Genomic DNA, 19,870 nt, shown 5'->3' on the forward strand with positions numbered 1-19,870 from the left:
TAATTTCTCACATATGATAAAAATTATCACATAAGAAAATTGTATTGGTCTAAATGTGAGCAGAGTAGCAGTTTAAAAGAAAACTTCTGGGAGCTGCTATGAACATAACCACCATCGCCAGCATTACGCTGCCCGCGTTTTACGATAAAGCCCGCAACCTCAACAACCTGCTGAGTTGGATGGAACAGGCAGCACAGGAAGGTGCCGACCTGGTGGTATTCCCGGAGCAGGTTTTACAAGGCTATCTGCCGGATACGCTCAACTGGAACGGTGAAGCGGTGGCGTGGCAAATGGCGCAAGCCGAAGTGGTGACCGAAGGTGAGAGCGTGCAGGCCATGCAAAAGCTCGCCACGCAACTGGGCTTGCATGTGGTTTTCGGCATGACCGAGCGCCATCCTGAACGTGCCGAAGTACTGTTTAACAGTGCGGTGCTATTGGGGCCAGACGGTTTGCTCGGCGTGTATCGCAAAGTGCATCAGCCGGGCGATGAGAAGCACGTCTACTATCCCGGCAGCGATTTTCCGGTGTTCAGCACGCCAATTGGTCGCATTGGTATGTTGATTTGCTACGACAAAGTGTTCCCGGAAAGCACTCGCGAGTTGGCGCTGAAAGGCGCGGACATCATGATTATGCCCACCGCATGGGGCTATGCCGGAGACGGCAGTGCAGGCGATGCCGATCCCATGGTGGATAGCTACACGCTGTTTGGCCGTGTGCGCGCACTGGAAAATCAATGCTGGATGATCGAATCCAATCTGTGCGGCCAGCACGGCAATCTTCACTATCACGGCCACAGCCGCATTATCGATCCGCTGGGAAATATCGTGGCCGACAGTGGCACCACGGAAGGCATGGCGATTGCCCGCGTTGAGGTGCAATCCGCCATTCTGCGCGCCCGCAGCAGTGACTATCTCGGCTATCACTTCCTGAAAGATTACGTTCCGGTGCAGGCCCCGCCTTCGCCGTTGACGGTTCACAATCGCCACGCGCGACCTTTGGGGGAAAACCATGAGTAAAGTTCTGGAAGCCGCTGGCATCCACAAAAGCTATCCCACGCCGGAGGGTGAGGTGACGGTGCTGCGCAACCTCAACTTCCATGCCAATCGCAATGAATTCGTCTCTTTTGTCGGGCCCAGCGGCTGCGGCAAATCGACGCTGTTCAACATCATCACCGGGCTGCTAATGCCCGACAGCGGCAGCATTTTGCTGAAGAATCGCGAAACCACCGGCACGCCGTCACCGGAACTCGGTTATGTGCTGCAAAAAGACCTGCTGTTCCCGTGGCGTACGGTGATCGACAACGTGATCCTCGGTCTGGAAGTGCGCGGCATGCCCAAAGCACAGGCGCGAGCCAAAGCGCGTGAACTGTTCGAACTCTACAAAATGACCGGTTACGAGCAGAAGTATCCGTCGCAGCTTTCCGGCGGCATGAAACAACGTGTGGCATTGATGCGCACCATGGTCACCAACCCGGAAATCATCCTGATGGATGAGGCTTATAAGGCGCTGGACTACCCGCTCAAAATCTCGCTGGAAAGTGAATTGCTGAGTGTGGTGAAAGAGCAGCACAAGACGGTGATCTTCATTACGCATGATATCGAAGAGGCGGTCACGCTGTCGGATCGTGTTTATGTGATGAAAGCGCGCCCCGGTGAAATTGTGCAGGAGATTGAGGTCGATCTCGGCACGGATAGCCTGTCGATACCCGAACGCCGCTTGTCGCCGCGTTTCAATGAGTATTACGAGCATATCTGGCGCAGCATCGGCATTCAGCCTGAGCCGGTTAACTAACGAGAGGACGACATGACAATGAACTCAGTGTCTACACGCCCTACGGTTGCGGCGACGGCAAATCGCAGTTCGCGAGAAACCTTTTTCCGCTCAGCTAACGCACGTCGCTACACGCTGCTGTTCTTACAGGTGGCGATTGTGGTGCTGCTGTTGGGAGGGTGGGAGCTCGGTGTGCGCAGTGGCAACATCAACGCCTTCCTGTTCTCCAGCCCCTCGCAGGTATGGGAGGTGCTGGTCCAGCGCTTTCAGTCCGGTGAAATGGTGACTGATGTGCGCGTCACCGCCGTTGAAACCCTGGTGGGGTTTGCCGTGGGCGCGATTGGCGGCTCTATCCTGGGGTTGCTGCTGTGGTACTCGCGCTTTATCTCTGACCTTACCGCGCCGTTTATCGCCGCGATTGGCTCAATTCCGGTGCTGGCGATTGCGCCGATGACCATCATCTGGTTCGGCACGGAGATGCTTTCCAAAGTGGTGATTGTGGCGTTTTCCTGCGTGGTGGTGTCCCTGACCACCTCTTATAAAGGCGCGATGCGCACCGATCCCGATCTCATCAACCTCCTGCGATCCTTCAACGCCGGACGCGGCACCATTTTCTTCAAGCTGGTGGTACCATCCGCGATGTTGTGGGTGCTGTCGGGCTTACGGCTTAACGTTGGCTTCGCACTGGTCGGTGCCATCGTCGGTGAATACATCTCTTCAGATAGCGGCGTGGGTCACATGATCCTGCTGGGGAGTTCCAATTTCGGTATGAACATTGTGCTGGCTGGCATCGTGCTGGTCATGCTGATGATGCTGTGTTTCAACGCGCTGGTGGCATTTATTGAACGCCTCATTCTCTCCTGGGACAGGAAATAATCATGAAAAAATTCCGTTTAGCTACGATCTCTGCCGCAGTTTGTCTGGCTTCTCTGGTGAGTGCGCACGCGGCTGACACGCCAGTGCGCATCAACCAGGCGTTTCAATCGCTGCTCTATCTGCCGTTGTATGTGGCACAAGAGCAGGGCTTTTTTAAACAGCAGGGCGTTGATGTGAAAATCAGCACCGGTGGCGGCGGGGCGCAATCCTGGGCGGCGGTGATTGGCGGCTCGGCAGATTTCTCGATTCAGGATCCGGTGTTTGTGCCGAAAACCCGTGAAAACGGCGGCAAAGGGGTGGTGGTGGCCGGGGTACAGAACGCGCCAACCATCTTCATCTTCGGCAAAGAAGCGGCTTCTTTGCAGGACAATTTGTCACTGCTCGCGGGCAAACGTGTGGTGACCAGCCCGCAACCTGATACCACCTGGGCGTTTATGAGTTATCTGATCAAACAGAATAACCTCAAAGACGTGAAGCTGGTGCATGTGGCGATTGGCAATGAGATCCCGGCGGTGGCGGCAGGTCGTGCAGATTACGCGTTAGCGGCGGAGCCACAGGTCACCATGGCCGAAAAGCAAAACGGCTTGCATGTGGCTTACTCGTTCTCAGCCGCGCAATCCTGGTATCCGTTTGCCTTCTCTAGCCTGACGACCACACAACAATATATTGATAAGAATCCACAGGCCGCGCAGGCCGTCGTGACCGCCTTTGAACAGGCCTCACGCTTTATCTACAAGCATCCGGCTGAGTCGGTGACCATTGCACGTAAATACTTCCCGGCGTTGCCCGAGGAGGTGGTGAAAACCGCAGTGCAGCGTGAAATCGATGCCAAAGGCTATCCGGAGAACGTGCTGGTGTCGCAGAAGGCCTGGGATAACAACATGAACATCGCGCTGTATGCCAAAAACATCAAAGCCTATCCCTCTGAAGCCACGTCATATCAGAACAACGTGAACACGACGCTGGCGACTAAGGCCAAAGAAGCGGTCGATGCGATGGGTGATAAATAAGCCATCACCGACTGTCGCCAGGTTACGGGCGTACCACTGTGCGCCCGCATTAAAAGAGGAATGATTATGGATGCACTGACACTTCGACTGGCATTGATACTGCGCCATTGCGCGGCTGATGCGGTTGAGCTGGAACACCTGCTTACCGATTGTGAAGCGCGTGCGGCGGGCGTTAGCGCCTTTGCTGCGCAACATTTCGCGCCAACGCTGCTACCGGCAAACGCCTGGGTTTCCGCTTTGCAGCCGCCGCTGGAGTTGCCTCATGAGTGAGTTAATCGATGCCTCAATGCTGACGCTGGCACAGCAGTTGCGCATGCGGCAGACCAGCGTGCCAGAGCTGGTCGAAGCCTGTCTGGCGCGTGAGGAAATCACACGCGATCTCAATGCTTTCAATGAGGTCTATGTGTCTCAAATCCGTCAGACGGCCAAAGCCAGCCAACGCTTACTGGAACAGGGCTACGATCTGGGCCCGCTGCATGGCATGCCGATTGCCATTAAAGCCAATATCGATTTGGCCGGTGAGGAGATGCACGCGGGCAGTCAGATACTCAGCGGCAATATCGCCCAGCGTGATGCGGTGGTCGTGCAGCGTCTGAAGCAGGCGGGTGCGTTAATCATCGGCAGCACCAACATGCATGAATTCGCATGGGGCGGCACCACCAACAATCCGCACTACGGTGCCAGCAGCAATCCCTGGGATGATGCCCGCATTCCTGCCGGTTCCAGCGGCGGTTCGGGTGTCGCCGCCTCGGTGCGCAGTGCGCTGGCAACGCTCGGAACCGATACCGGTGGATCGATTCGTTTACCGGCTTCGATGAACGGGATCACGGGGTTACGTCCGGGCGTGGGGCGACTCTCCACTGAAGGCATTTTTCCTCTCGCCACCAGCCTCGATACCGTTGGGCCACTGGCACGTTATGCCGAAGAGTGTGAGGTGCTGTTTAACGTGCTCGACGGCAAAACACAGCCGCTGACAGCATTACCGGAACTGGCCGGATTGCGTATTGGCTTGCTAGCTGATGTGCATCAGCAGGTGCAGCCAGATGTCGCGGCTGCTTATGATCAAATGGTGCAGTGGTTGAGTGCGGCGGGCGCGCGTTGCCACACGCTGAGTTTGACCGGGCTTGAGCAGGCGGTGAACGCGCTGGTGCTGATCAACCTTGCGGAACCGGCTTCACTGCACGCCGCCTGGCTTGCTGACCGTCCGCAAGAATACGGTGCGGATGTGCGTAAGCTGCTGCAAGCGGGACTCGCCATTACCGCAGTGGAGTATCTGCAGGCACAACGTTTCCGCACCGGTTTACGCCAGCAGTTGTTGCAGCATTTGAATCAGGTGGATGTGATTCTGGTGCCGACGCTGCCATTTACCGCACCGCATAAAGGACTGGAAGCGATTCAAATGGGAGACCGCGAAGAGAGCGTGTTGACCGGCAACATGCGTTACAACGCGCTGGCAAGTCTGTCAGCACTGCCCGCTATCAGTCTGCCGGCCGGGTTTGATCATGCAGGGATGCCCATTGGCATGCAGCTCATCGGACGTGATGGCGCTGAGCGCAAACTGCTCGCTTTCGCGCGTCGATTCCAACAGGAGCACGATTATCATCTGCAAACGCCAACCCGGCTACGTGCGTGAAACCCATTCCGCTGCGCGACCTGTTAATCCTGCTGCTGGCGGTCAACGGCTGGGCTTTTAACGTTATCGCCATGAAGTTTGGCCTGATGGAACTGCCGCCGCTGTTCATGCTGACGCTGCGTTTTGTGCTGGTGGCGGCCCTGCTGCTGCCGTTTCATCGCCTGACGTGGCGTCAGCTACCTGGCATGATGCTGCTGGGATTCACCTTTGGCTTTGTGCATTTCGGGTTAATGGTGATTGGCATGCAAACCACCGATGCGGGCACCACCGCCGTGTTTATCCAGATGGGCACGCCGATCGCCATGCTGCTGGCAGCATTCTGGCTCAAAGAGCGGCTGCGCTATCAGCAAATCGGCGGCGTAGTGGTGGCGTTTTTGGGCGTGATGATTCTTGCGGGCAGTCCGGCGCTGTCGCACTGGCAAAGCATTATGTGGTTATTGATGAGCGCCTGTGGTTGGGCATGCAGCACGGTGCTGATCAAGCGTTTGCCGCCGATTGCACCGCTGGCGATGACGGGCTGGCTGTCACTGTTTGCCATTCCACTGGTGGGGGTGAGTTCGCTACTCACCGAGCAGCACCAGTTCACTTTGCTGCTCGCGGCGGGTTGGCGCGGTTGGCTCGGGGTCATCTACAGCGCGCTGGGTTCGTCCATCCTCGCTTATTCATTGTGGTACGGCCTGCTGAAACGCTATCCCGCCAGCCAGATTCTGCCCTGGTCACTGCTCAGCCCGGCGCTGGCATTACTGATGGGCGTGGCAATTCTGCATGAATCGCTGGATCACAGCAAAGTGATCGGCACGCTGCTGACTGTAGGAGGGATATTGCTGGCAGTGGTACGAGGCACAGTCATGAAGAAGAGGGTGGTCGTGTAATTGGGATTTTTCAGCCGGAATGCCCAGAATTCTTTATGTAAGAGGGTTATATCGGCATATCACTCAAACCTGCTATGCGGCATGTAAGGCACGCACGTCGGCTCAAAACCGCGAGTTAATTCCCCTATCTTCCTGATTATTACTCTCCTATTTAATTAACTCCCTCAATACAACGCTTTATTAATGTCTGGCACTAATATTTATAAATGACTGCTATTAATCTGATTCGAACAGAAAACCCTTCACTATTTTTGTGTAAACAGTCACAGTATCGACCAATTAAAATGAAAGCGTAAAGTAAAGAGAGAATATGAAGGTTATTTGACTATATAACCTTTTGACAAAAAAATATACCAGTAATGCATATAAATCCCGTTGCTTTTGAGCGTAGAACATCTATCAAGCATGGCAACTGCAACTCAACATAAGTGTATGTGAGACGTGACATGTATTCTAACGCGATATGGATCATGCTGGAGAAGTCAGTCAATATCATCGGACTGATATATATCAATTCGTTAATGGCTAAATACATTGGCCCGGATAACTTTGGCAAGATAAACATCGCCACCTCGCTGTTTATCTTTGTACAGACGTTGTCATGGTTTGGTGGTCAGAATATTATTTTTAAACGCATGAGTGAGAGAGCCCGTTCAGGTATCTCTTTAGCGATGCATACGCAGAATCAGAGACGTTTTTTCTTTCTCATCTCCTCAAGTGCAGTACTCACGTATCTCTACTTCTTTACGGATCTCACGGTTTTTATCTTTGGCGTGGCCAACTGCATCGCGACGTATTACATCGTGATGGACTTCTTTTCGATCTATAACAACACTCAATTAAAATCAAAGATCAATACGATTACCAATGTCATCGGATTGTCTTTGGCACTGATGGCCAGATTCTACATATCACACTTTGAACTGCCGATTTACTATTTGACGATACCTATCATCATTATCCCTCTGGTCCCTTACGTCATGCGCCTTGTGTACTTTAGGCAGACCACAGCAGTCAATGAAAGTAGTAAAGGTGCTGTGATGTATAACCGTCATATGTTGTATACCGGCGGGGCCTTAATTCTGTCGAGCATATCAGCGGATATCTACACGCAGATTTCGAGTATTTTTCTGGCTAAAATGATCTCTTACTCAAATCTGGGAATCTATAGCGTTGCGTTAACCATAGGAGGCGCCTGGTCATTTATCGTATTGGCATTAATAACGAGTTTCTTCTCAAAGATTTACAATGAAAAGAATCAACCTGCTGTTGATGAATTGCTAATTAAAATCAACAGGATTGTTATCCTGCTGTCTCTTGTTGTGCTAGGTGGGTTCTATCTGTTTGGTGATGACTTTATCCATCTGCTTTATGGCAATAAGTATATGGGATCTGCCGAAATTATACCCATCATCATTATTGGCACGATGTTCTCGTCACTGGGAACCATCTGCTACCGGTATATGATCAAAGAGTCCGGATACAACTATCTGGCTAAGAAGATGTTTTTATGTTGTGTATTAACCGTGCCATTTTCCTGGCTCATGATTCGCACCTTCGGGATTAATGGCGCTGCATACTGTTTTTTGATTGTCGAAATTTTGTCTTGTACGTTACTGAATTACTTTTTCAAGAATAAAACAATCATCAAAATGCACCTCAACATTTTTAAAATGAGATAATTTCAATGAGAATGATTAAACACACAGTTAAGTCAGCTCTGAAAATTAGCGCTAATATTTCACCAGAATTCTGTGCTAAAGCTCACTACTATATAAAATTCAAGAAAAAACTTAACTTATCAAACCCCACGAATTTCAATGAAAAAATTCAGTGGCTTAAGTTTAATGAGTTCAATAATGAGATTTACACGCAGTGTGCAGATAAATTCAAGGTCAGAGAATATATTATATCCAAAGGCTGCGGTGAAATTCTCAATGAACTTTATGGCGTCTATGATAATCCGCAGGACATTGACTATGCTGCACTACCGGAAAGATTTGCCCTCAAGTGCAATCACGGCGCAGGCTACAACATCATTTGTAGTGATAAATCCTCATTAAATGTTGATAAAACCAACCGGCAGTTGAGCAAGTGGTTAAGTGAGGATTTCTCATCACATTTTATTGAACCACAGTACCGAAAGATTGAAAGAAAGATTCTCTGTGAAAAATTCATCGAGAATGAACGTGGTGGTTTTCCAGACGACTATAAGTTTTACTGCTTTAACGGCAAACCTTACGCGGTCATGGTTTGTGTCGGCCGAGAAAAAGGCACGCCGAAATTCTATTACTTTGACATGAACTGGAATCCGCTTCCCTTTGAGGACACGGTGAAGTTGATTAATAAGTATGACCTGCCAGAGATGCCCGATGGCTTTGTGAAAATGAAGCAGTATGCAATGAAACTGGCGACGGATTTTAAATTTGTGCGCGCTGATTTCTATCTTCTCAATGGTGAGGTCATTTTTGGCGAACTGACATTTACGCCTTCAGCAGGACTGGATGTGTCCCTTCAGGAAGCGGATGCCATTTTGGGTGGGCAACTGAGGTTGTGATTGGTGTGCATGGATCGCCCCAGACAGAGTAGAGTTAACTCTCGCAGTTGATAAATAGCGGTTCGGGGATTGAGGGCAGCATAATGAAGCACTCAATCCCTTTTCATTTATTGATTCAGCTCCGCGACTGCGGCCCTGCCAGTGATACAAGCCTTTAACACCTTACGAGTTTCAATCGTTTCCAGGTCAGGCGGCAGCAAGGGCAAGGCGTTGTAAGGGATTTCAGGATTCCAGACCATATATTTAAAAAATACGGTTTTATCGACATATGGCCATAACATGTCGATGGCGTAAACAGGTCGAAATTATGATATGTAAGATATATCATTCAGCCTAAAATGTTAAATGAACACATAACAGCAAGAGGTCAATGTTCAAGGGAGTAATAATATATAAATCAATGCATTAGACATCTTACAAGATGGGGTTTCGATAAGTACTTTCCTACAGACTATTCTTAGTTATCTTGCTAGGCTATCTTCCAAATCAATCCTGTCAACCGATCTTACGGACCGCCTATCCCATGAAGAAAGTGCTTATTGTCGACGACCATCCGGTGATTCGTTTTGCCGTGAAAATGCTGCTGGAGCGAAGCGGTATGGAGGTTGTGGCGGAAACCGATAATGGTGTGGATGCTATCCAGAAGACCAAAGATACGCGTCCGGATCTGGTCCTACTGGATATCGGTTTACCTAAAGTGGATGGTTTTCAGGTGTTACAACGCCTACGCGCTCTGCAGTTACCGCTGAAAATTTTGGTGCTGACCTCGCAGGGGGGAGCGAACTTTGCTCAACGTTGCAAACAGGCTGGTGCTGACGGTTTTGTGACTAAAAGCGATGATTTAGGCGAACTCACCGATGCGATTAAAATGGTGATGCGCAATTACAGCTTCTTCCCGCAAATGGAGTATGGGCAGTCGAATAATCAGGATGACGGCAAATTGCTTTCTGATATTTCCGATCGTGAACTCAGTGTGCTGATCAGCATTGCTAAGGGGCTGACCAATAAGCAGATCGGGGAGCAACTGGTGTTAAGTGAAAAGACCATCAGTACCTATAAACATCGCCTAAAACAGAAACTCAACGCACACACGTTGATTGAGTTGATCGATTTTGCCCGTCGTAACAATTTGATTGGATAATTCTTGCTATGCAGCGCTTACGCGTCATTTTACTGTTTATTGGGATGTGGCTTATCTGCGCGCCCGTTCAGGCTTCCGAACTTCAGTTAATGACGCACCTGATAGGCTCAGAACAACCTGCTTTAGTATTGTCCCCCGATGAAAGGGCCTTCCTTCATCAGAAGCATCAGTTGGTCATGGGCGTAATGCGTAACGACTCGCCCCCTTATGGAATGCGTAATATTCGTGGCGAATTTGAAGGTATCAGCGCGGATTACGTCGGCCTTATCGCACAACAGTTAGGCGTTCCGGTACGTATTGAAACCTTTAACGATCCTGAAAAGCGCTGGCAAGCATTGGCGGCAGGAAAAATCGATTTTATTCCTTCTGTGCCCAAATGCGTAGCCAACAACGATTTTGCCATGTCTGCATCCTATGCCAGAGACCGGGCGGTTCTGGGGATGGAGATGAAACACACCAAAAAGCTATCTGATAATCTGCAAGGGGTTCAGGTGGCTTTAGTCAGAGATTACCTGCCGCTTTCACTGTTACGCCAATATTACCCGCAAGCCAGGTTTCGTCTCTATGATAATTATCAGGATGCACTCAGCGCTGTGGCTTTTGGCAAAGCGGATGTCTACCTGGGTAACAGTTATTCGCTAAGTCGCAACTACCTGAATAATGTGCATTTGTCGCGTTACAGTGCTTTGCCCGTCAGGAATATCGCTTTCGCGTTTAGCCACAATCAGCCTGAGCTGTTGTCATTATTTAACAAGGCGTTAGCGAATATTCCTTTGGCTGATAAGTTGCAAATCAACCGAATCTGGCAGCCTGATTTAGTCGATATCACCCAGTCTGTTAATCCGTTGACGTTCACACCGGAAGAACAACGATGGATGGCGGCGCATTCTCACGTCAATGTGGTGTTGTTTAGCGGCGATAAAGCGGCGCCAATGACCATTGTGGGGGCCGATGGGAAATTACGCGGAATGGCATACGATTTGCTTTCGATAGTGAGTCTGAAAACCGGGCTCATCTTTGAATATAGTACTGTCGATAATGCCATCCAGTTGATGCAACGGGTTAAAACGGCGGAAGTTGACATGTTCGCCTCACTCACCCCCAGTATGCAGAGTTCGCAACAGATCCTCTTTACTCGCCCTTATCTGCGCAGTGCTTATGCTCTTACCACGCGCGCAAATCGCAGCGATATTCATTCTCTGCCAGATCTACGTGGTAAGCGGTTGGCGATGGTGTCAGGCAGTGGATCAGAAGATCTCATTCACACTCATTTTCCTGATATCACATTGGTTTCCGTGGATAACGAATCTGCGTTGATGGAGAGCGTGGCTGAAGGGCGCGCAGATGCTGCTGTGGGCATTTTGATGATGTCGGATTACCAAATTAAGTCTTACTATCCCACGCAACTTAAAATTGTGGCGACCGTGGGGGATCGGCCCGCCTGGATATCCTTTGGTGTCGGGCCAGGCGATCCTGAACTGCAATCCATTCTTGATAAAGTACTGTTAAGTATTCCACCCGTCGAAATGGAGAGTCTGGCAAACCGTTGGCGCCCAGGGGATTTTGTCAATGTTGACGATTTTTGGGCGCGTTATCGTGATTTGATGATCGCGTCCGCTATTTTCACCGGCATCATTATCCTGCTGACGGTGGGATGGGCTCTTTATCTGCGTCAGCAGATAAAACGTAAGGCGGCACTCCGCCGGGAATTAAACAATCAACTGGCGCAGCTGCGTACCGTGGTAAGCAGTATGCCGTTCCCCGTTTCACTGCGCGATCGTCAGGGAAGACTGACATTCTGCAACGAACGCTATTTGGTCGAAACCGGTGTCACCTATGACGAGGCGCTGGGCAAAACCATGGTGGAACATCCCGGCCTGCGCACCCCTGAACAAGCGGCTTTCTACCATGGCCAGCTAATGGAAGTGATGAACTCCGACTCGCGCATTCTGGAAGATCGCCGTTACGACTTGTGGGACAACCCCAATTCTTCCATCGGCATTACGGTATATCAGTGGATTGAACCCTGGCATGACAGTGATGGCACGGTGGTGGGTGTGATTGGGGGATGGATGGATATCTCGGAACGTGAAGCACTGTTTGCCGAGCTACGTGAAGCCAAAGAGCGTGCGGAAGATTCTAACCGTGCGAAATCGGTGTTCCTCTCTACCATGAGCCACGAAATCCGTACGCCAATGAACGCGATCATCGGCATGCTGGATATGGCATTAAAGAAAGGACGCAATGGCGAGCAGGATATACAAGCGCTTGAAGTCGCCTATGAATCGGCTGACAGTCTGGTGGGACTGATTGGCGATATTTTGGATATTTCACGCATCGAGGGTGGACAGCTGGATTACCATCCTGAACCCGTTGATCTGGCAAAGCTGATTGATAATCTGCTCAAAGTTTTTCAGGGATTAGCACTGGATAAAAACATCAGTCTGACCAAGCGCTATCCTGAAGAACCTCTTCAACCGGTTCTTGCCGATCCTCTGCGTATCAAGCAAGTGCTCTCCAACTTACTGGGCAATGCCATTAAATTTACCGATCAGGGCGGTGTTTCACTGATCGTCCAGCAGCAGGTGGATGCGGTGAGCAATGTGGTGACCTATACCATCGATGTGCAGGACAGTGGTATCGGTATTGATCAGGCACAGCAGGCGACGTTGTTCCAGCCCTTTAGCCAGGCGGACAATCGTCGATCCGGTACCGGATTAGGTCTTTATATCAGCCGGACCGTTTGTGAAAAAATGAACGGTACGTTAACTCTGAGAAGCGAGCGGGGTATTGGGACCTGTGTGCAAGCGGTGATGCGTTTGCCTCTGATGAGCAGTGCAGGGGAAAGAGACGAATCAATCCATGATATTGCTGCGGCTTTGCCCAGCGGTAAGGTGCTGGTGGTCGATGATAATGCCGCCAACCGCATGTTACTGGCGAAACAGCTCAGTTGGCTGGGGCAGCAGGCGACGCTGGCGTGTGATGGCTATGAAGCATTGCAATTCTGGCAGCAAGAACACTTCGATGTGATCATCACTGACTGCAATATGCCGGGTCTCAGCGGCTATCAATTGACCCAGGTGATACGAGAATCAGAAGCAGAGCAGTCGCGAAGGGCAGCGTGGATTATCGGCTTCACCGCCAATGCGATGCACGAAGTCTATGAGCGTTGCATGGAAGCGGGCATGAACAGTTGTTTATTTAAACCTTGCTCGTTAAACAGTTTGTCAGCGGCACTCAGTCAGGCCCATTCCGACCAGGTTGCTGAGTGGGTTGAAGAACATAACCCGCCAATTGAACAGGCGGATGAAGAACAACGCATGGCGGAAAGCCTGCATGATTTAATGGTCACCACATTACAAGAAGATCTCTCCAAACTTGCTGTTTTAACGCCAGCGGAGGATCGCCACGCGATCGCCGATCTTGTTCATCGTATCGCGGGAAGTCTGCGTATTGCGCGGCGTAATGATTTGGCAGATGCCTGTCTGAGTCTGGAAAAGCAGTGCCGGGATACGTCTTTACCGATCGAGGTCTTCACACCCGCCCTGACGTCACTGACGACAGAACTTTACGCTTATCTCTCTGACTTGCAGAATTCGCCGGTGCTGTGAGGCACCGGTTTATTTCTCTGCTATGCAAAGCCATTTCTCGCGGCTAAATCCACCACATCGCTGATCTTACTGGTTTGCATCTTCTTCATAATGCTGCGTTTATAGGTACTGACGGTTTTACAACTGATATCCAGTTCCTGGGCAATGGTCTTGTTTTTTTTACCGGCGGCCAGATGACGTAGCATCTGCATTTCCCGATTGGTGAGTGACTGTATAATCAATCTGTCAGGATATCTCTGATGATAAGCGTATTTAGCATGGCGAAATATCACGGACTCGTTATTGGCGAGCGCGGTTAACACGCTGCTGAGTTTTTCAATGGGACAGGCTTTGCTCATATACGCCTGATAATCCAGGCGTAAACTGCGCAACAGATAATAAACGCTGTCGTCTCCTGCATACGCAAAGATTCGCATATCAGCATAACGACGTTTTAACCTGATAAGTTTCACCAGCGAGGCGTGGCTAAGTTGGGCCGGATCAAACACCACAAGATGTGGGCGAAACACCACCGTACTATAGATGAAATCATCCTCATCGCCGGTGGCGTTAATCACTTTATCGTGTCGTTGCTGAAAAAAAGGCACTAAAACATCACGAATTAACGGTTGCCGATCATAAATAATAACGTGCATCTGGGCGTCCTTGCTGTGCGAGAAAAATACTAAACTATTCTCACACAGCCTTGCTTCTTGATAACCAAGCCGCGTCTTTAATTCATTGAATGACAGACAACAACGCAATTAAGCAGGGGGGAGATGCAGGTGTCGCTCAACCCATTGCGCTAATTCTTCGGGGGAAAGCGGTTTTGTCAGGCAGGTGTTCATACCTGAGCTAAGACAGGTTTTGGTGGCATCAAAGCCGCTCATCGCGGTCAGCCCCAGAATCGGCACGGGGCCAAGACGCTCATTGGCTTCCTGCTGGCGAATATGACGCGTCATCGTAAAACCATCCATTTCAGGCATGGTGCAATCGGTGATGATCACATCGATTTGAGCCTGATGCTTCTGCCACAACGCCAATCCTTCTTTGCCATTACTGGCAACCAGAACCTCATGGTGGTTATTTTGTAGCTGCTGGCTGAGCATCAGGCGCGCGGGTGGGTAATCTTCAACTATCAGCACCTTCGAGCGCTTCTGCTCGCCGGGAAGTGTTATCGGTGCCAGTTTGGCTGGATGCGCACTGAGATGGAGACTCACCGCGCTGCCTTTGCCTGCCACCACTTCAGCGGTAATCTCCGCGCCAGCCGCATGTGCCATCCGCTGACAGGCTGCGAGGCTGAAGCCGGTCAGCGCCCAGTCGCGTTCGTCGGCTTCCTCTGTCACCTCTGCGCTGTTCATGAGTGCGGTGGCGGCATCAAACCCGTTGCCCTGGTCGCTCACTTCAATGACCAGGTGATGGCACCCATCGGGCAGGGTTTCCAGCGGGTAGATTGCCACTGCAATTTCCCCTTGCCCGGTATGTTGAATGGCATTACGCAGCAGGCTAGAGACAATACGGATAATAAACAGCGGATCGAACTCAAACATCGGGGCTGGCAGCGCATCGGTCACGTTGATTTGCAGCCCTTTATCTTCCGCCTGCTGGCGAAAAAGTGCCACCGTGCTGTGCAGCAGTGATGGGATATTCACCACCCGACTGTGATTATTGCTATCACGCGCTTCGGCACGGAAGATATCAAATACATCCCCCACCCGTGACAAAAGAATACAGGCGGACTCATAAGCGGTTTGCACATTCTCATTGTGTAATTTTTGCTGCTGCAATCGGCCGAGTTCCAACTCCAGCAACCCCATCATGGCATTGAGCGGCGTGCGCACTTCATGGCCCATACTCTTCATAAATTGGTTGCGTGAGTGCAATACCTGTTGATTCTCGGCAGTGGCGAGCTCCAGTTGTTCGATTAACGCCTCTTTGGATTGCAGATGCCGGGCCACGGTTTTCAGGCTGTTGCGCAGGCGAGTCACCCACAAAAAGAGACAGCCTGCTATCAATAGGGCGGTGATGATGATGATAAAAAGTGTCCATGAGGTCTCAGCATCGTAATGACTCTGCTCGGGGGCCGGGAGGGTATCACGCCATGATGCTGCCAGATGGGTCAGCGTATTCGGGGTGATCTGCTGCAATGCCTTATTGGTCACGCTCAAGGCCAGCGGATTTTCCCGTTTCGCCGCAAAGCTGATATTCAGCGGCTTTACGGGCAACGCCAATGCCTGATAGAGCGAGCCGATACCCGTGCGTTTCAAATGATATTGCGCGGCAAACTGTGAGGCCACCACCGCACGCACCTGCTGCTGTTTTAGCAGGTGAAGTGCCGTTTGCAGGTTCTCCACTTCAACCAATTGCAGCGTGGGGTACCAGGTTTGTAGCCAGGGGATTAATGGGTTTTGTCTTACGATGGCAATCTTCTCGTCTGACAAATCTTGCAGAGACAAGGGACGTTCGTGTTGACGATTCATCAACAGTACAGGCGGTGTGACCAACCATGGCGTACCGGTTTGCAGCCGGGGCGCAGTGGCTTCATCTTCACCCGGCACACTAAAAGCCTGGCTGACTAGCGCCTGAGGATAGCGCGCGAGAAAAGCAGCCTTTTCCTGATCGCTGTTGATGACATGATAGTCAAAAGCAATACCAAAGCGATCGCTAATGAATCTCAGCAGATTGATGGAGAGGCCATCGGGCTTGTCCTGGGCATTCATGAAGCTGTAAGGCTCAAGGCGGCTATCCAGCACCACTTTGACGGGTTGGTTTTCGGTTAACCACGTGATCTCTTCAGGGCTTAACGCCAGCACACGTGACGCTTCAGCGGTGTCGTGATTCAACCCCCAATCGTGAGAAATGCGCAACCGACTCACCAGCGGCAGGGCATCCAGCACCTGGTCAATAGCGGTAAGTAATTGTGGCGCACGGCTGTTCACCCCAAAGCTGAAGTTCAGCGCACCTAAGGTTGCATCCGGCGTCAGCCAGACATTATCAAGCTTTAAGTCGCGTGCCAGGTAGTGGGCGGTGGTGCGATTAATGGCAATCGCACCGGACTCACCGGTAGCCAGTCGCTGTACTGCATGGTAATAATCCAAAAAACTATTTGGTGAGGCACCATAGGGGTCCCATTGATGCTGTTAGTCCTGCATTAACGCCAATAACCCGTTCTCAATTTCCGTTTGCTGAAGTAGATTCTGATCGGAATGTAACACCACGGCCTGATCGTGCAGCCACGGCAAGGAGGCGGCAACGGTACGGTTGTTCTCCAGAGCGGGACGCCAGATGGCCAGCATGTCGATGTCACCGTGATGTAACGCGCTCAGCGCTTCGCTGCGTGTCGGGAAATAGAGCAATTGGAAATGCACATTCAGGGTTGATTCGATGACGGATAAATAATCGGCATCAATACCGGCTAGCACACCACGCTCGACCCCCAGGCTGACAGGGGGCTGCGATACACCCCAAACCCCGACGTTAATACGTGGGTGGCGTTGCAACCAGTGGCTGACATCGGCATTCAAGGTGACCGCAGGCGGGTTAACCTCAATACGGGGCGTTAACACTAACGGTACGCCACCCGCAATGCTGCCGCTCGCGAAAAGCAGGGTATAAATCAGTACGAGATGCGATAGCAGGTGAGAGAATTTCATAATAATCCGCTGAGTTCCTAATCAGGAAAAGTCCAATAAACAAAACAGGCAGGGCGTTATTGACGTGTCAGAATAATCTGGGGGTATTGTGCGAAATTGTGGCGTGAAGTAGGCCAGGCGCGGTCTTGTTTTAGCGACGTCTGTCAGAGAAGTTTGATGGCACTAGGATTTGCCATGGCTGTGTAAGTAAATTCCTACCATTTAATCAGTAACTGTTGACTCAGAATGGTCTCGCCTTGCGTTACGATCAGCGCACAATAAAACGTATTTTGTTGTTTATTCTGGCTGACTGATGAGGTTGAGATTGATGATTCGTTACGCGGGTGAAAAAATAACGGTGGTATTACTGGATGACCACCCGATGATTCGATTATCACTGGAAATGGCAGCCAGCCACTATCCCGATATGCAGATCACCGGTAGCTTTTCCCATAGCCATGAACTCTTATCATGGTTGCAAAAGAACACTGCTGATGTGCTGGTGCTGGATTATATTTTGGGTGGCGATGAGCTAGATGGCTTGTCGTTAATCAAACAGATTTTATCACGCCATCCAAAATTAAAGATTTTACTTTCGTCCTCCATGGAAAGCCTGGCGGTAATACGTGCCGCCTTTATGAGTGGAATAAAAGGCTATATTTCTAAGCGTGAAGAGGCGCAGGCTTATTTTGAAGCCATTCGCGTGATTGACAGCGGGCTGCGCTTTATTCCTGATAACATTGAAAGTGAATTAAGCAAAATACCGGTGCGAAAGCGCGATGGCGCGGTATTAGATGGGCCGCTGTATTACGCCAACGGCGAGAAGCTTTCGCGACTGGATACGCTGTTATCACCGCGTGAAGCGGAAGTGATCCGTTGTTTCCTTGATGGCATGCAGGTGATTGAGATCGCGGAGAAGTTGAAACGCAGCCGTAAAACCATCAGCGGCCACAAGCAATCGGGGATGAAAAAACTGGGGCTGACCACCGATTTAGAATTGTTTAAATACCGCGATCATCTTTTCTAACATTCCATTTTTTATTCCATTCAGCAGAGGCGGGATGGTTTTATGTCAATCAGGAAGAATACACCTTATGAACACATTACCCCTTTCAACGCGCTTCAATACTCAGATTCGAGCAGCGAGTATGATAACACTGGTGATGATGGCTGCGGCTCCCGCTTATGCGGAAAAAAGCTGTGAAGTTCGTCGTGCGGAGATGACTCAGGCATTACAATTGGCCGAGCAGCATCAGCACGTACAAAAAGAGGCAGGATTGCGCAAGGCGCTGGACGAACTTAACGCGCACTGCACGCATGCCGGAACGCTGGCGAATACCCGTCATGAGCTGACGCAACTTGACGATAAAATCAGTGAAAAGCAGCAGTCAATCAAAAAGATTCAGCAGGAAATTGACCTTGCTCGTGCTAAAGATGACGCAAAAAAGATCACTAAATTACAACGCAAGCTCAGCCATAAAAATGACGAATTGCTCGAAGCACAGCAAAAGCGTGGCGAAGTGAACGCAGAGCTGGCGGCGCTAGAGCGCTGATTATTTTCTGTATCGCGGGAAACCCGCTGATTGTCAGACGTTGCCTCGGATTCCCCGGGGCATTTTTATTTTCATTCTGCCCAAACTGTTATTCGTCAGTATTTACTGACAGCCTGCTAATCCTTCGCTGATATTTCGCCACATGACTCCCACGCATAATAGCCATCAAGCCGCTGCATTAGCGTGACAGAAATTCTCTGAAACGGACAGCACGGTAAACCTTCATAAACTCATTGATGAGGAATTAAATAATGAAAATGATGCAAAAATCCCTGCTGGCTCTGGCCGTGATGGCCACTACCGCGCTGAATGTTCAGGCGGCGTCGAATGTGGATGTGAAAGTGATTGGCCGCATTGACCCGGGCACCTGTACGCCAACCCTGAGCGGTGGCGGTGTCGTTGACTATGGTACGATGAGTCCAGCTGATCTGAACGCTACTGGATATACACTTCTTGCGAACCATCAGCTGGACTTAGCAATTAATTGTACAGCTCCAACCAAAGTAGCAGTGGTTGCAATTAATGGACGCCCTAATACAGCTGCGGGAGTGACTGAGGGGTCGGGGCAAAATGCAGGCAATGCACCAGCTGGAACGACCGGCGGTGGTGTTGTCGGTCTTGGTCTGCAAGGGACAACAAAAATAGGAGGATATACTCTTACATTAGATACAACCTCGTTTACTGCTGATGGGAATTCAGTTGCGACGTTGAATAAACGCACAAATGACCCGACTACAGGGACGTGGACAGTTGCAAATGGAACCATGTGGCACGTAGGGACTGTTAAAAGTTATAACACTTGGGGTACAGCAGGTACCACTACACCAGCAGCCTTTAAAGATTATAATGGCAAGATGAATGTCAGAGCATATCTTAATCAGAAATCAGCTTTTGATTTGACGAATACAGTGCATTTAGACGGACTGGCAACGTTGGAATTGGTTTACCTTCCTTAAGCAGTGTTGGCAGTTTGTTGAATAAGTAAGAAGTGTGCGGCAGGTCATTGTACCGAACTAAACCTCTCGAATAATTAAGCGGCAAGCTGGACGTTCAGGTTTATCTGAATGAAAAATTGGCCCTTGATATGAAAACGACCAACAGCTGAATGGGTTAAGTTCGCTTGAGCTAGTGTATCTGCCGTAACATCGTATTGTTTATTTATTATCGCCCGGATTCTCCGGGGCTTTTTATTTGTCGCTTTCTTAAGAACGTTGTAAGTATTTACTGACAAGATGG

General features: G+C 50.4%; 17 protein-coding genes and 1 pseudogene. 14 read left to right on the top strand and 4 right to left on the bottom strand.

Annotation, left to right across the window (positions count from 1 at the left end; genetic code table 11):
- Positions 1 to 98 precede the first annotated feature (98 nt).
- The 9 genes from F3J37_RS20185 (at position 99) to F3J37_RS20225 (ending at position 8,718) form a co-directional block, all read left to right on the top strand.
- A complete protein-coding gene (locus tag F3J37_RS20185; RefSeq protein ID WP_160833158.1) occupies positions 99 to 1,016 on the top strand; it encodes a carbon-nitrogen hydrolase family protein in 918 nt (305 codons plus the stop codon).
- On the top strand, positions 1,009 to 1,791 hold the full coding sequence (locus tag F3J37_RS20190) for an ABC transporter ATP-binding protein (protein WP_034822435.1): 783 nt from the start codon (positions 1,009 to 1,011) through the stop codon (positions 1,789 to 1,791). Before F3J37_RS20185 ends, F3J37_RS20190 begins: the two co-directional genes overlap by 8 nt.
- A gap of 12 nt (positions 1,792 to 1,803) precedes the next feature.
- Entirely contained in the window at positions 1,804 to 2,646 is an 843-nt protein-coding gene (locus tag F3J37_RS20195) for an ABC transporter permease (protein WP_166935304.1), read from the top strand.
- 2 nt (positions 2,647 to 2,648) lie between these two features.
- A complete protein-coding gene (locus F3J37_RS20200; protein ID WP_034822438.1) occupies positions 2,649 to 3,656 on the top strand; it encodes an ABC transporter substrate-binding protein in 1,008 nt (335 codons plus the stop codon).
- Between the two features lie 66 nt (positions 3,657 to 3,722).
- Positions 3,723 to 3,926 (top strand): hypothetical protein, encoded by a 204-nt coding sequence (locus tag F3J37_RS20205; protein WP_166935306.1) that lies wholly within the window; start codon positions 3,723 to 3,725, stop codon positions 3,924 to 3,926.
- Positions 3,919 to 5,289: an amidase gene (locus F3J37_RS20210; RefSeq protein WP_166935308.1), complete on the top strand. Its 1,371-nt coding sequence runs from the start codon at positions 3,919 to 3,921 to the stop codon at positions 5,287 to 5,289. Before F3J37_RS20205 ends, F3J37_RS20210 begins: the two co-directional genes overlap by 8 nt.
- 5 nt (positions 5,290 to 5,294) lie before the next feature.
- Positions 5,295 to 6,161, top strand: a complete 867-nt coding sequence (locus F3J37_RS20215; RefSeq protein ID WP_166935396.1) for a DMT family transporter — start codon at positions 5,295 to 5,297, stop codon at positions 6,159 to 6,161.
- Between the two features lie 446 nt (positions 6,162 to 6,607).
- Positions 6,608 to 7,843 (top strand): oligosaccharide flippase family protein, encoded by a 1,236-nt coding sequence (locus F3J37_RS20220; RefSeq protein ID WP_166935310.1) that lies wholly within the window; start codon positions 6,608 to 6,610, stop codon positions 7,841 to 7,843.
- Positions 7,844 to 7,848: 5 nt separating this feature from the next.
- Positions 7,849 to 8,718: an ATP-grasp fold amidoligase family protein gene (locus F3J37_RS20225; RefSeq protein WP_166935312.1), complete on the top strand. Its 870-nt coding sequence runs from the start codon at positions 7,849 to 7,851 to the stop codon at positions 8,716 to 8,718.
- 116 nt (positions 8,719 to 8,834) lie between these two features.
- Here the strand turns inward: F3J37_RS20225 and F3J37_RS20230 are convergent.
- Positions 8,835 to 8,957: pseudogene (locus F3J37_RS20230) on the bottom strand (Fic family protein); the annotation flags it as partial.
- A gap of 284 nt (positions 8,958 to 9,241) precedes the next feature.
- On the opposite strand from F3J37_RS20230, the gene F3J37_RS20235 reads away from it, so the two are divergent.
- Positions 9,242 to 9,859 carry a response regulator transcription factor gene (locus F3J37_RS20235; protein WP_166935314.1) on the top strand — a complete coding sequence of 206 codons (618 nt, stop codon included), beginning with the start codon at positions 9,242 to 9,244 and terminating at the stop codon, positions 9,857 to 9,859.
- A gap of 185 nt (positions 9,860 to 10,044) precedes the next feature.
- Positions 10,045 to 13,470 (top strand): transporter substrate-binding domain-containing protein, encoded by a 3,426-nt coding sequence (locus F3J37_RS20240; RefSeq protein WP_240154142.1) that lies wholly within the window; start codon positions 10,045 to 10,047, stop codon positions 13,468 to 13,470.
- A 20-nt stretch (positions 13,471 to 13,490) separates the two neighbouring features.
- Here F3J37_RS20240 and F3J37_RS20245 read toward each other — a convergent pair whose 3' ends face one another.
- The 3 genes from F3J37_RS20245 to F3J37_RS20255 all read right to left on the bottom strand — a co-directional run bounded on the left by F3J37_RS20245 (position 13,491) and on the right by F3J37_RS20255 (position 17,102).
- On the bottom strand, positions 13,491 to 14,105 hold the full coding sequence (locus F3J37_RS20245) for a response regulator transcription factor (protein WP_166935316.1): 615 nt from the start codon (positions 14,103 to 14,105) through the stop codon (positions 13,491 to 13,493).
- A 108-nt stretch (positions 14,106 to 14,213) separates the two neighbouring features.
- On the bottom strand, positions 14,214 to 16,547 hold the full coding sequence (locus F3J37_RS20250; RefSeq protein WP_166935318.1) for a response regulator: 2,334 nt from the start codon (positions 16,545 to 16,547) through the stop codon (positions 14,214 to 14,216).
- Between the two features lie 42 nt (positions 16,548 to 16,589).
- A complete protein-coding gene (locus F3J37_RS20255; RefSeq protein ID WP_166935320.1) occupies positions 16,590 to 17,102 on the bottom strand; it encodes a type 2 periplasmic-binding domain-containing protein in 513 nt (170 codons plus the stop codon).
- Positions 17,103 to 17,409: 307 nt separating this feature from the next.
- Here F3J37_RS20255 and F3J37_RS20260 point away from each other — a divergent pair, with 307 nt between their 5' ends.
- From F3J37_RS20260 to F3J37_RS20270, 3 genes are all read left to right on the top strand, one after another.
- Entirely contained in the window at positions 17,410 to 18,108 is a 699-nt protein-coding gene (locus F3J37_RS20260) for a response regulator (protein ID WP_166935400.1), read from the top strand.
- Positions 18,109 to 18,175: 67 nt separating this feature from the next.
- Positions 18,176 to 18,634 (top strand): DUF1090 family protein, encoded by a 459-nt coding sequence (locus F3J37_RS20265; protein WP_166935322.1) that lies wholly within the window; start codon positions 18,176 to 18,178, stop codon positions 18,632 to 18,634.
- A 251-nt stretch (positions 18,635 to 18,885) separates the two neighbouring features.
- Positions 18,886 to 19,590 carry a DUF1120 domain-containing protein gene (locus F3J37_RS20270; RefSeq protein ID WP_166935323.1) on the top strand — a complete coding sequence of 235 codons (705 nt, stop codon included), beginning with the start codon at positions 18,886 to 18,888 and terminating at the stop codon, positions 19,588 to 19,590.
- The last annotated feature ends 280 nt before the right edge of the window (positions 19,591 to 19,870 follow it).

The organism is Candidatus Pantoea communis, from assembly GCF_011752685.1.
Classification (GTDB): domain Bacteria; phylum Pseudomonadota; class Gammaproteobacteria; order Enterobacterales; family Enterobacteriaceae; genus Pantoea; species Pantoea communis.

Excerpts from the sequence above, each read along its gene's own strand:
- F3J37_RS20185 (WP_160833158.1), top strand. The coding sequence starts at position 99 with ATGAACATAACCACCATCGCCAGCATTACGCTGCCCGCGTTTTACGAT.
- F3J37_RS20190 (WP_034822435.1), top strand. The coding sequence starts at position 1,009 with ATGAGTAAAGTTCTGGAAGCCGCTGGCATCCACAAAAGCTATCCCACG.
- F3J37_RS20195 (WP_166935304.1), top strand. The coding sequence starts at position 1,804 with ATGACAATGAACTCAGTGTCTACACGCCCTACGGTTGCGGCGACGGCA.
- F3J37_RS20200 (WP_034822438.1), top strand. The coding sequence starts at position 2,649 with ATGAAAAAATTCCGTTTAGCTACGATCTCTGCCGCAGTTTGTCTGGCT.
- F3J37_RS20205 (WP_166935306.1), top strand. The coding sequence starts at position 3,723 with ATGGATGCACTGACACTTCGACTGGCATTGATACTGCGCCATTGCGCG.
- F3J37_RS20210 (WP_166935308.1), top strand. The coding sequence starts at position 3,919 with ATGAGTGAGTTAATCGATGCCTCAATGCTGACGCTGGCACAGCAGTTG.
- F3J37_RS20220 (WP_166935310.1), top strand. The coding sequence starts at position 6,608 with ATGTATTCTAACGCGATATGGATCATGCTGGAGAAGTCAGTCAATATC.
- F3J37_RS20225 (WP_166935312.1), top strand. The coding sequence starts at position 7,849 with ATGAGAATGATTAAACACACAGTTAAGTCAGCTCTGAAAATTAGCGCT.
- F3J37_RS20235 (WP_166935314.1), top strand. The coding sequence starts at position 9,242 with ATGAAGAAAGTGCTTATTGTCGACGACCATCCGGTGATTCGTTTTGCC.
- F3J37_RS20240 (WP_240154142.1), top strand. The coding sequence starts at position 10,045 with ATGCGTAACGACTCGCCCCCTTATGGAATGCGTAATATTCGTGGCGAA.
- F3J37_RS20245 (WP_166935316.1), bottom strand. The coding sequence starts at position 14,105 with ATGCACGTTATTATTTATGATCGGCAACCGTTAATTCGTGATGTTTTA.
- F3J37_RS20255 (WP_166935320.1), bottom strand. The coding sequence starts at position 17,102 with ATGAAATTCTCTCACCTGCTATCGCATCTCGTACTGATTTATACCCTG.
- F3J37_RS20260 (WP_166935400.1), top strand. The coding sequence starts at position 17,410 with ATGATTCGTTACGCGGGTGAAAAAATAACGGTGGTATTACTGGATGAC.
- F3J37_RS20265 (WP_166935322.1), top strand. The coding sequence starts at position 18,176 with ATGAACACATTACCCCTTTCAACGCGCTTCAATACTCAGATTCGAGCA.
- F3J37_RS20270 (WP_166935323.1), top strand. The coding sequence starts at position 18,886 with ATGAAAATGATGCAAAAATCCCTGCTGGCTCTGGCCGTGATGGCCACT.